At 60.4% G+C, this 11,397-nt stretch carries 10 protein-coding genes; 2 read left to right on the forward strand and 8 right to left on the reverse strand.

The features are described 5' to 3' along the window. Positions 1 to 21: 21 nt before the first annotated feature. The 7 genes from ACR0K9_RS11725 to ACR0K9_RS11755 are packed head-to-tail and all read right to left on the reverse strand — an operon-like array spanning position 22 to position 8,785. The gene (locus tag ACR0K9_RS11725) at positions 22 to 1,557 is read right to left on the reverse strand and encodes a trimethylamine methyltransferase family protein (protein ID WP_480823379.1); all 1,536 of its coding nucleotides are present in this window, start codon (positions 1,555 to 1,557) and stop codon (positions 22 to 24) included. A gap of 1 nt (position 1,558) precedes the next feature. After that, a complete protein-coding gene (locus ACR0K9_RS11730) occupies positions 1,559 to 2,524 on the reverse strand; it encodes a D-2-hydroxyacid dehydrogenase (protein WP_480823381.1) in 966 nt (321 codons plus the stop codon). After that, a complete protein-coding gene (locus ACR0K9_RS11735) occupies positions 2,521 to 3,075 on the reverse strand; it encodes a hypothetical protein (RefSeq protein ID WP_480823383.1) in 555 nt (184 codons plus the stop codon). The genes ACR0K9_RS11730 and ACR0K9_RS11735 overlap by 4 nt, the downstream gene beginning before the upstream one ends. Next, positions 3,075 to 5,915 carry a 2Fe-2S iron-sulfur cluster-binding protein gene (locus ACR0K9_RS11740; RefSeq protein WP_480823385.1) on the reverse strand — a complete coding sequence of 947 codons (2,841 nt, stop codon included), beginning with the start codon at positions 5,913 to 5,915 and terminating at the stop codon, positions 3,075 to 3,077. The genes ACR0K9_RS11735 and ACR0K9_RS11740 overlap by 1 nt, the downstream gene beginning before the upstream one ends. After that, positions 5,912 to 6,172: a sarcosine oxidase subunit delta gene (locus ACR0K9_RS11745; RefSeq protein ID WP_480823387.1), complete on the reverse strand. Its 261-nt coding sequence runs from the start codon at positions 6,170 to 6,172 to the stop codon at positions 5,912 to 5,914. Before ACR0K9_RS11745 ends, ACR0K9_RS11740 begins: the two co-directional genes overlap by 4 nt. Before the next feature lies 1 nt (position 6,173). Further along, positions 6,174 to 7,415, reverse strand: a complete 1,242-nt coding sequence (locus tag ACR0K9_RS11750) for an FAD-dependent oxidoreductase (RefSeq protein ID WP_480823389.1) — start codon at positions 7,413 to 7,415, stop codon at positions 6,174 to 6,176. Positions 7,416 to 7,429: 14 nt separating this feature from the next. Beyond that, a complete protein-coding gene (locus tag ACR0K9_RS11755) occupies positions 7,430 to 8,785 on the reverse strand; it encodes an MmgE/PrpD family protein (RefSeq protein WP_480823391.1) in 1,356 nt (451 codons plus the stop codon). 225 nt (positions 8,786 to 9,010) lie between these two features. Here ACR0K9_RS11755 and ACR0K9_RS11760 point away from each other — a divergent pair, with 225 nt between their 5' ends. Then, a complete protein-coding gene (locus ACR0K9_RS11760; protein WP_480823393.1) occupies positions 9,011 to 9,907 on the forward strand; it encodes a LysR substrate-binding domain-containing protein in 897 nt (298 codons plus the stop codon). 30 nt (positions 9,908 to 9,937) lie between these two features. On the opposite strand, the gene ACR0K9_RS11765 is transcribed toward ACR0K9_RS11760, so the two are convergent. Next, positions 9,938 to 10,147 (reverse strand): hypothetical protein, encoded by a 210-nt coding sequence (locus ACR0K9_RS11765; protein WP_480823395.1) that lies wholly within the window; start codon positions 10,145 to 10,147, stop codon positions 9,938 to 9,940. Here ACR0K9_RS11765 and ACR0K9_RS11770 point away from each other — a divergent pair. Further along, entirely contained in the window at positions 10,146 to 11,396 is a 1,251-nt protein-coding gene (locus ACR0K9_RS11770; protein WP_480823397.1) for an aminotransferase class V-fold PLP-dependent enzyme, read from the forward strand. The two genes, ACR0K9_RS11765 and ACR0K9_RS11770, sit on opposite strands and share 2 nt — an antisense overlap. The last annotated feature ends 1 nt before the right edge of the window (position 11,397 follow it).

Raw genomic sequence — 11,397 nt, forward strand, 5'->3', positions numbered from 1 at the left:
CATTGCTTCCGCCCTAACCGATTAGGGCTCATCCGATCCGATCTCTTCCTTGCGCTTGGCAATATAGGCGTCCAGTTCTTCGCGGATCGCCGGGTCCATGGCGGGTGCTTCATAGTCCCGCAACGCTTGCTGCCAGATTTCGGTGGCTCGGTTCAGCGCGGTTTTGGAACCTGCAGCCTCCCACGCGCCGTAGTTTTGCCAGTCGGACAGCATCGGTGCATAGAACGCAGTTTCATAACGCTCCATCGTGTGCTCGGTGCCGAAGAAATGGCCACCGGTCGGCACGTCCTTGATGGCGTCAAAGCCCAGTTCGCTGTCGTCGAATTTCAGCGGCTTCAGAAATTCCATCATGTTTTGCAGGATTTCCACATCCATGACGAGCTTCTCATAAGAGGCGGTCAGCCCCCCTTCCAGCCATCCGGCTGCATGATAAACCAGATTGGCCCCGCCCAGAACCGCACCCCAGGTGGCCATCATCGTCTCATAGGCGGCCTGCAAATCAACCACGTTCGAGGCATTGGCGTTCGAGGTCCGGTACGGAATACCGTAACGGCGCGTCAACTGGCCGCTGATCATGTTCGCCTTGGTGTTTTCCGGCGTACCAAAAGCGGGGGCGCCTGAACGCATATCCACGTTCGAAGTAAACGCACCGTACATTACCGGCGTGCCGGGATTGACCAGTTGCGTCAGGGTCACGCCGAACAAAGCCTCGGCGTTTTGCTGCGCCAATGCCGCGGGCAGGGTCACCGGTGTCATCGCGCCCATCAGCGTGAAGGGCGTGATCGTCACCGGCTGGCCATGTTCAGCCATGGCTATCAAGCCGTCACCCATGGCATCGTCGAACAGACGGGGCGAGTTGACCGAGATGATGGTGATAAGCCCCGGATCAGCGCGCATCTCTTCCAGCGTCATGCCGCGCGCAATGGCCATCATGTTGATCCCGTCCATCGCCCGGCCCCGGCCAATCGCCGTGGCGTGAAAGCTGAGGTCGCTATAGGTCAGGTTGGCGTTGTAGGTGTCCAGATGCCGATTGTTGGCGGGCAATTCCAGTGGCGCTGTGACCTGATTGCCAATCAGATGAATGGCATTGAAGTGATGGGCCAGTTTGATGAAGTTGCAATAATCTTCATAATTGCCGGGTCGCCGCCCGTTGATACAGTCATGTACGTTCGGTGGACCTGCGACAAGGCCGAAATTGACATGATTGCCGCCCATGGTGATCCGCTTGTCCGGATTGCGGGCGGTCAGCGTGAAAGTCTTCGGAACGGTTTTCAGCGCCGCGTTAACGATGCTTTCGTCAATACGGATTGTTTTGGTGTCCCGGTCGACAAGCGCGCCAGCCTGTTCGAACAGATCCATCACGTTGTCGCCCATGACCCGTATTCCGGCCTCGGACAGGATACGCATCGAGGTGGCGTGCAACTGATCCAGCTGCTCTTCGCTCAGCAATTCCAGCTTGGGGGAAGCGTTGACCACATTCTGCCAGGGAAGTTGCTGGATGCTTGCGCTGCCACGATCGCTTTTGCCGCGCCGACCGCTGCGTCTTTCACGGGCCATGTCAGTATCCTCGCTCGGGGTTGACTATGTTTTTGAGATCGTCGCCTTTGCGATACCGCCAGAGGTTGTCGGAAAACATCTCAACCGATTTGAGATCCCAACCCTCGTAGACGGACGCGCAATGCGGGGTGATGATGACGTTGTCAAAACCCCAGAATACGTGATCTGCGGGCAGTGGCTCGACCGTAAAAACATCCAGCGCAGCTCCTTTCAGGGCGCCGGATTCCAATGCAGTGACCAGAGGTTGTTCAACGATCACGCCACCGCGCGAGACATCGATGATCACCGCGCCGGGTTTCATCGCGGCAAAGGCATCCGCATCGACCAACCCCCTCGTGCTGTCCAGAAGCGGTACGCAGACGACGATGAAATCCGCGCGCGGCCAGAGATCGGGGAGGGCATCCATCCCATGCACTTCATCCACATTCGGAGTGTCCTTGGGCCGCGCCCGTACGCCAATTGTGGACAGGCCCATCGCTTTGGACCGGGCGGCCACCGCCATGCCGGTCTGTCCCAGCCCAAGGATCAACACCGTCTTGCCGTCAATCGGCTCGACCTTGCCCGACACCCATTCATGTCGTGCCTGTGCGGCCCGGAAGCCCGGTAAATCCAGCGAGAAGTGCAGCATCGCCCCCAACGCATATTGCGCCATCATATCAGCGGCGACCCCGGCGGCATTGGTCACGGTGAAGGTATACGGGTCCCAGGGGTTCATGTGATCGGTGCCCGACCCACCAACCGAGACCCACTTTACGCTGGGCGCATCAATCAGCGCCTGCCGGGGAAAACCGGGTGTGCCCGCGAAACGGACGGAATAGACCACCTCAGCCTGTGTATCCGCGATCATTGCGGGCAAGGCCTCGTAGCTGTCGCAGGTATGGATTTCCAGATCCGGGTGTCGCGCGGCCAGTACGGTCCTCGCGGCGTCGGGGTTGTCGGTATGAAGGATGGTAACCGGAGATTTCACAGTACAGTCTCTCTGCTGAATTCCTGGGCGGCAGTTTCTATCGCCTTTGCGAAGAATGCGGTGGCCGAGATGTCGAAGAAGACGCAGAATCCGTCCTGCCCCTGATGCTGGGCACGCCATGTAATGGCCTCGATATATCCGACGCGGGTCTGCGCGATCTGGCCTTCGGAAAAGGCTTGTCGCGACAGGTTCACTGGACAGATCTTGGCCATCAGCTCGTCAAGATACGGGCCCGACAGGTGCATCCAGGCCCATGTCTCATCGCGCCAGGCATCATAACCCTTCGGAGCTTTGGATGCGGACCAGGCCGTGCGCAGATCTTCTGCACCCTCAATCACCACCAGATCCTCGCGCCCCAGTCGCAGGATACCGTCCGCGAACTGGTTCACCTCGGGCAGGGTCCGCCCTTGTGATGCAATCCAGTCTGCAGAACCGCGCCCCTTCAGCCCAAATCGCGGCTGAGCAGTCAGATCGACAAGGCTTACAGGGCCAGAGACTAGCGTCACGCCGTCTGCCGAGCCACCGGGGTTCAGGGGATAGGTTCGCATCATCAGACCTCCTGCCTCGTGTTGTCGGGGTCAAAAAAGGCGTGTGGGCCGACGGGTACGGTGACGCGGGCTCCGTTTCGGCATTTGACTGTGACGGCCGAGCCGATTTCTGCATCGCGTCCGTCCACATAGGCCAAAGCGATATGTTTGCCCAAGGTGGGCGACCACAGCACTGACGTCACATGACCGACCGGCACCTCATCGCGTAGCACCAGACAGCTTTCGTCCGGCACATCTCCGCCTTTAAAGGAAAGGCCCACCAGCTTGCGCGACAACCCTTTGTTCCGGCGCATCTCGATGGCGCGTTTGCCAATGAAGAACGGCTTGGTCTTGGATATGGCCCAGCCAAAGCCCAGCTCATCCGGCGATGTCAGCGCATCGGTGTCTTGCCCGATCAGGATGTGCCCCTTCTCCAGACGCAGTATCCGGCTGGCTTCCAGGCCGTAGGGGCGCAGGCCAATCGGCGCACCCGCCGCCATGATCGCGTCCCACAGGGACTTGGCATAGCTGGAGGGGCAATGCAGCTCAAAGCTCAGCTCACCGGTAAAGCCGATCCGCATGGCGCGGACCGGAACACCCGCCACCATGCCCGAGCGGCCATCGAGATAGGCAAACCCGTCGCGTGAGAAATCGATGTCGCTGTCCAGCGCTTCGACCACCTGGCGCGCTTTGGGTCCGGTGATATTGAAACCGGAAAAGGCGGCAGTGACGTTCAACACATCCACATCCAGCCGCCATTGCGCGTTCCAGAACAGCATATCCGCATAGACCCGCGCCACGGCTCCTGTTGTTGCGGTGACATAGTACATGTCCTCGGCCAGACGATAGGCGACACCGTCGTCGATCACCGTGCCCATCTCATTGGTCATCAGGCAATACCGACACCGACCGACAGGTTGTTTCTTATAGGCCATCGTGTAGATGCGGTTGAGGAATTCGCCCGCATCCGGCCCACGCACCTCCAACCCGCCCAAGGTCGAGACATCCAGCACGCCGACCCCTTCGCGCACGGCCCCGACCTCTTCTTCGATCAACCGTTTTGCGTCGGTTTTCGGCCCGTAGAAATAGGGGCGCCACCAGGCGCCGACCGGGCGCATGTCGGCCCCGAGGCGAATATGTTCCTGATGCAACGCGCTGCGCCGTTCGGCAGGGTGGTGATGGCCGGACAGAACCCCCAGTGTTTCCGGGGCAAACGGGGGCCGCGCCGTGGTTACGCCGGTCTCCGCTATGCTGCGTCCGGTGGCATCGGCCACAACACGCGCCGTTGCCAGCGCCGAGTGACGGCCCTGCGATGGTCCCATGCCCACCGTAGTGAACCGCTTGATCAATTCCAGCTCGCGATAGCCTTCCTTGGTCGCGTTTTGCAGATCCTTGACCTGAATATCCTCGTCCCTGTCGACGAAATCCTTACCTTTGGGATGAGGGGCGATCTTTGGTTCGTAGTTGGCCAGTGCCGCTTCGGGATCCGCCAGAGGGTCAACGTCATCATGGGGCAGATCCAGACGGGCCAGAGCCGCATTGGTGGCACTGCGGGCATCGTTCATGACCACGGATGCGCTGACCGGGCCATTGATACTGCCTGCGGTGCCAAGCGGGCCTTCGGGCAAGGCTAATGAGAACCGCGCAGATGCGTCATCATAGCTGAGCTTTGCGCCCGCTTGACAGGGTAATTGCCAGCTGGGCGCGGACCCGACCGAGATCACGACCAGATCACAATCGATCCGCTGCCCGTTTGCTGAGACAGCGGTGACGTGGGTCTTGCCATGTGCCTCGCTGATCTCACCCGACACGATGGCCACTCCCCGACGGCGCAGGTCTTCGGACAGACCGTTGCAGGACCCATCAGGACGCGGATCGACAATGGCGGCAATTTCAACGCCCGCATCCAGCAGGTCCTGCGCCACGCGGTAACCTTCGGGGTTGGCGGCCAGAACCACAGCGCGTGCGCCCGGTTTGACCGCATAATGACGCATCAGGCGTTGGACGGCCGAGCCCAACAGGATGCCGGGCAGGTCATTGTTACGGAAAACGGCGGGCTGCTCGATGCAGCCGGTGGCCAGAATGACCCCGCGCGCTCGGGTTTTGAACAGCTTGTTGCCCCTGATCAGTGGCAGCCAGTTGTCCTCGAACCAGCCGTTCACAACGGTGTCCGTCATGATACGCAGGTTGGGCAGGTTGCAGGCGCGCTCCGTCAACTCGGCCAGCAGGTCAGCGCCCTCCCGGCGATAGGTCAGCGCACCGCCCAATTCGGGCTCCATCTCGGCCAGGATCACGTCGGCCCCGGATTGCGCCGCCTCGATCGCTGCGGTCAGACCAGCAAGGCCCCCGCCCACAACCAGCAAATCACAGAACAGGTTGGCTTTCTCGAAATCTTGATGCGCGGCGTTGGTGTCCAGCACGCCCAGACCGGCCTTTTTACGGATCAGCGGCTCCCAGAGTTTCAGCCAGCTGTTGCGCGTGGGGCCCATGAAGGTACGGTAATAAAACCCGACCGGCATGAAACGGCCCAGCTTGTCGAGCACCGCGTCGCGGTCTCGCGCCAGCGAGCCGTTGACGTGCTGCGCACTTACGGTCAGCCCCTCGGTGATCGCGTGCCTGTCCGCCTGCACGTTGGGATCAGAAGGCAATTGCACCAGCGTGTCCGCCTCGGAGCCTGCCATCGACATCAGCCCGCGTGGGCGGTGGTACTTGAAACTGCGCGACAGCATCCACTGCCCGCTGGCCGCCAGCGCCGATGCGATGACATCGCCCTCGAACCCGGTAAAACTCTGATCTTCAAAGGTAAAACGCACGGGCATGTCGCGCCGGATGCGCGTACCGTAAGGGGCGGGCAACCGGGTCAATGGACGGCCTCCGATGCGTCGAAGGTGCGGAGCACTTCGTTGGTGGTGACATCGCGTTCGGCCAGGAAGAAATAGTTCGAGGGCAAATGACGCCACCATTCGATGATGACGCCGGTCCTGTTGTCGGCGCGGAACAGGTGTCGCGCCCAGTCCTGATCCGAAGTCGTGGCTGGGTCGGGATCGGCTTTTACCGGGCCGAAACACTGGAATTCGTTGATGTTGCGGGGGCCGTTCATCGGGCAGGTCAGGATCTTCATGTCAGTGGCTCGCAGCGGTTGCGCCCATTTCATTGAGCAGGTCGAACGTGGCAAAACGTTCCATGGTGAAGGGTTCAAGCACCGGGGCGACCTTCTGGTTGGCGATCGTCTGCGCCATGTACTTGCCCGCCACCGGCGTTGCCTTGAAGCCCCATGTGCCCCAACCGCAATCCAGCCACAGGTTCGACAGCGGGCTGGCACCCATGATCGGCGAGTAATCGGGCGTCATGTCGGTGATCCCGGCCCATTGACGCAGCAGGCGCACGCCTTGCAGGAAGGGGAACAGATGCACGGCACCCTCGGCCAGATGTTCCTTCATATCCAGCGTCGAGCGGGTGGAATACAGCTGGTACGGATCCGAACCGCCGCCGATCACGATCTCGCCGCGCGAGGACTGCACCAGATAGGTGTGCAGGCTGACCGAGCTGACGAGCGTGTGCAGCCAGGGTTTCAGCGGCTGGGTGACCATGGCTTGCAAGGGGAAGCAGCGGATCGGCAGTTCGACCCCGGCTTTCAGGGCCATGTCATAGTTCATACCACCGACGGCGATCATCACCTGACCGGCCGAAATGGTTCCTCGATTGGTTCGCACGGCCGTGATTTTGCCGCCGTCGATATCGAAGCCTTCAACTTCGGTTCGCTGATGGATTTCCACGCCCCGACGGCTGGCCTGCGTGGCATAGCCCCACGCCACCGCATCGTGGCGGGCAGTGCCGCCATCGGTGTGCCAGAGACCGCCGATAATCTCCAGCGCGCCACCTTCGTCCATGTTCAGATGGGGGCTGAGTTCCTTGACCGTTTGCGCGTCAACCACTTCGATATTTGTGCCGGCGTGCTTGCCCATCTCGGCCCGAAGGTGAAAGCTGCGCAGGGTCGCTTCGGTATGGGCCAGGGTCAGCTGTCCGCGCTGGCTGAACATCACGTTGAAGTCCAGTTCCTCGCTCATTTCCTCGTAGAGTTGAACGCCTTCCTTGTAGAACGCGATACCTTCTTTGGTGATATAGTTCGAACGGATGGTCGTCGTGTTCCGCGCGGTGTTGCCCCCGGCCAGATAACCCTTTTCCAGAACCGCCACATTGGTGATGCCGTGATATTTGGACAGGTAGTGCGTGCAGGCCAGCCCATGGCCGCCGCCGCCCACGATCACCACATCATAGCTGGGTTTCAGATCGGGCGTGGCCGGGATGTCGCCGGTCACCGGGTATGTGCCGGACAACCCGTATTTCAACAGTTTCAGGGGCATTTTATTCGTTCCGTTTACGCCCTGTCCGGCGCGTTGTAGATCAGGGCGCCAAGGTCAGAGAACTTTGAGGCCGGATCGGTCAGACCAAGCACTGCATCGCGAATGGCGGTAGCCCGAGATTCACCCAGCGACGGCGTGGCGAACTCCATGAACTTGTCGATCACTTCGGACCGTTCCATCGGGGCCTCGGGGCCGCCGCGGGCGTGGACATCACCCGATTCCAACACGCGCCCGTCACTCAGGGTCATGCTGACATCGGCGCAGCGGCTTTGGGGGAAACGATCCGAATGGCGCGCGTCTTCGGCCACTGAAATACGCTCGACAATCGACGCAACCAGCGGATCGGACAGACCGGCACCGGTGATATGTTCCACCCCGATGCGTCCATAGGCCGCCATCGTGGCAACGGCGAAAGGCAGGGAATACTGCGCTTTCGAGGTGTCATCGGGCATGCCCTGGAACAGGCAGGCGCTTTCGTGGAAGGTATTGACCTGAATGGAGGCGATATCGTTATGGCTCAGGCCATGGTCGCGCACCAGCGCACGGGTGGCATCGATGGCGGCATGTGCCCAGCGGCAGATCGGATAGGGCTTCACATATTGATGTTCCATCTGCCAGAACCGGCTCAGGTCCTGCCAGTGTGGGGCGACGTCTTCGGCTTCGATGGTGATGGCCGGGGCTCCGGTAAAGCCTTTCTCGGCCAGAACAGCCGAAGAAATACCCACCATCGCACCCCAGCCTGAACCGTCATGCAGCATGGTTGGATTGGCAATTTCGCGCATCATCTGGCTGCGCGGGCCGTGATATTCAGCGATGCCCATGGCCTGCCGCATCTGTTCTGCGCTAAGCCCGCGCATACGGGCCGCTACAGCCACCACACCCAGAGCGTTCCAGGCGCCAGAGGTGTGATAATCGCTGACCGTATCATGCAGTGAGATGCCCGCGCGCCCCGCGACCTCGTAGCCGATAGTCACAGCGGCCAGCGCTTCAGGACCCGAGAAATCGGGCACCGTTTCGGCCAAGGCAGCGAGGGCAGGGACTATAACGACACCGATATGGCCCTTGGTCGGATTATACCCGTCATGCCCGTCCAGATTGTCGGTCTGAGTCGCGGCGGCATAGGCCGCGCCCGCCGCGCTGACCCGCCGCCCGTCGAACAGCATCCGCGCGCCAAGGGAACTGTCGCCTGCGCCGTACAGCGCCTGCGCGGTTTCCCGCGCGATTGTTCCGGCCTGCATCGGGCCGGACCCGATGGTGATGCCCAAAGTATCCAGCAACATCAGCGCCGCTGCGTTCAGGGTCGAATCGGGAAAATCCCCGGCCGTGCTGCCGAGAGTGAAGTCTGCAACTTTCTGAAATGTATCCGCCACGGCCTGCCTGCATGTGTTGAATTTTGGGACACTGCGATCAGAAGGCAAATTAGGTACATTTACCGCGTGCGGCACGAAAACAATCCTAGGGCTATGGCACCGGTTTTTTTGTGACTGTCTGATTTGTTGTGTCGCGAACGGGACAACTCTAAAGTCGCGAATGAACAAGAGACCGCAATTTCCGCGGATTAGTCAACGCGACAACAGCCTCGGGACATGCCCAATATGATGAACCTGCCTCACCTGTCCTTTCTCCGCTCGTTCGAGGCGGCCGCACGGCATCTGAGCTTTACCAGCGCCGCAGAGGAGCTGAACTGTACCCAATCGGCGGTCAGCAACCATGTGCGGTCACTGGAAGAGTTCATCAAGCGGCCCCTGTTTTTGCGCCATCCAAGATCGCTGTCCCTAACTGATGCGGGCAAGGCGTATCTTCCGTCTGTGCGTCATGCGTTGCAAGAGATCGACACGGCGACGCAATCGATTGTGTCGCGCCCGCATATCCGCAATGTTGTTGTGTCCTGCCCGGTAAGTCTGGCCGAAAATTGGCTGCCCGATGTGGTTCAGGGGTTTTCCGAGGTGCACCCCGATATCGCCCTGACCGTTCATGGCACGATCTGGACGGATGTTGAGCCAAATGTCTCGGATATTTCCATTACGATCAATCATGTAGATGATGTCGCCGATGATCTGACGCGGTTGTGGGTGGACAAACTGACCGTTGTCTGCGCCCCGGGATTTACAGTCGATGGGCGGCGCCTGACCGATCCGAAACAGCTGCAAGACGCGCGTCTGATCCATATTCTGGGGCGGCCCGCCTATTGGGAGAAAGTGGCAACCGAGTTTGACCTTGAGGATCTGAACCAGAAAGAGGGTCCGCGCACGAATGCCTCGAACCTCGCATTGGAGCTTGCGGTCAAGTCGTTGGGCTGTGTTGCATTGCCAAAATCTCTGGCGCGGCCTTACGTGGATCGGGGCTTGCTGATTGAGCCCCTGGACTTTGATCTGAAAAGCCCCTGGGCTTATTATGCCAAACTCAAGGGAAAATCCGCATCCTCTGCCGTCCGGCTGTTTCAGGACTGGCTATTGAACGCCGCTGCTGAAACGAATGATAAAAACGGGTGATCTTCAGCAAAATCTCACGTCCAATTCAGATCAGGACGGCAAGCTGTTATTGCCGGGTTGAAGGGCGCGCCACGCCTGGCGGATGAGTGTCGCAAAAGACACCTCAGAAATGCCGATCTGCCTGCGCAGAATTTTCGACTGCTTTGCCCCGGATTTTTTTGCATGTCTTGTTTCGGGAACCATCTTAGGTTCAGCGAAACTGCCAGCCGTCATAGGCACAATAAACAGGTCGACCACCATGAGCCAAATTTCAGATGTCCTGCTGGATCAGATCCGCAGCCGCTTTGCCCAGATAGATAGCTGCCCGCAGCAGGGTCCGCGTATCTTTTTCGAAAACGCGGGCGGCGCACTGACGCTGAATTCGGTTGTGGACACTTCGCAGACCTATGCCGCGATCCCCGACAATCAGGGCCGCGACAACCCCGGCAGCCATGAACTGGTGCGTGTGATAAACAAGGCCAAAGAAGACATGGCCGTGTTCATGAACGCGCCCGGCGGCCAGTTCTTTGTCGGCGAAAGCGGCACCGAGCTGCTGTTCCGCCTGATCATGAACGCCTGTCTGGGCACCGGTTCTGGGCAGGTTCTGGGCACCACGCTGGAACACCCCGCCACCCGCAGCGCCTGCGCTCGCTGGGCCGGGGTGGCCGGGCAGGATCATGTTCTGGTCGCCCATGACGACGCTACCGGTACCGTCACCGCCGACGCCTATGCCGCTCAGGTGACGCCTCAGACCAAGGTAGCCACCATCGTGCACACCTCGCCGGTGACCGGCATGGGCGTGGATGTCGCCGCCGTGGCTGCCGCCATCCGGGCCGTTGCGCCTGACTGTATTATCATCGTTGATGGCATCCAGCACGCAGCCCATGGCCGGATCGACCTGACCGCTTACGGCGTCGATGGCTATGTGATCTCGCCCTACAAGGTGTTCTCGCGCCATGGCTACGGGGTGGCGTGGATATCCGACCGGTTGACCAAGCTGCCGCATAACAGCCTGATCGATGGCCCAGAGGACAATTGGGAGATGGGCACGCGCGACACCGGGTCCTACGCCACCATGTCCGACGTGGTGAGCTATTTCGAATGGCTGGGCGAGCAGGTCAGCGACGCCTCCGACCGGCGCGCCAAATTCGTCGCGGCGGGTGAGGCGATCCATGCGCAGGAGAAGGCGCTGACCGACGCGATGATCCACGGCACCGGCAACCTGCCCGGTCTGGCTGAGATGGAGAAGGTGACCATTCTGGGCGGCGTCGACAACCCGGCACGCGAAGGGCTGGTTTCGCTGCGGGTCGAGGGCGTGCCGTCGGTCGATGTGGTCAAGCAGCTGAACGAACAGGGCATCCGCACTCATCTGCGCAGGGCCGATCATTATTCCGGCAACATCCTGAACCCGCTTGGTATGGACAGCTGCGTGCGCGTTTCGATGTGCCATTACAACAGTGTCGCCGAAGTGGCCCAGTTTCTGGGCGCCATGAAAAGCATCGCCGCCTGAG

It is taken from the genome of Ruegeria sp. L12 (assembly GCF_056531745.1).

Bases quoted from the DNA above. Each gene is read 5' to 3' on its own strand.
- ACR0K9_RS11725 (WP_480823379.1), bottom strand. From the start codon at position 1,557: ATGGCCCGTGAAAGACGCAGCGGTCGGCGCGGCAAAAGCGATCGTGGC.
- ACR0K9_RS11735 (WP_480823383.1), bottom strand. From the start codon at position 3,075: ATGATGCGAACCTATCCCCTGAACCCCGGTGGCTCGGCAGACGGCGTG.
- ACR0K9_RS11745 (WP_480823387.1), bottom strand. From the start codon at position 6,172: ATGAAGATCCTGACCTGCCCGATGAACGGCCCCCGCAACATCAACGAA.
- ACR0K9_RS11750 (WP_480823389.1), bottom strand. From the start codon at position 7,415: ATGCCCCTGAAACTGTTGAAATACGGGTTGTCCGGCACATACCCGGTG.
- ACR0K9_RS11760 (WP_480823393.1), top strand. From the start codon at position 9,011: ATGATGAACCTGCCTCACCTGTCCTTTCTCCGCTCGTTCGAGGCGGCC.
- ACR0K9_RS11770 (WP_480823397.1), top strand. From the start codon at position 10,146: ATGAGCCAAATTTCAGATGTCCTGCTGGATCAGATCCGCAGCCGCTTT.
- ACR0K9_RS11765 (WP_480823395.1), bottom strand. From the start codon at position 10,147: ATGGTGGTCGACCTGTTTATTGTGCCTATGACGGCTGGCAGTTTCGCT.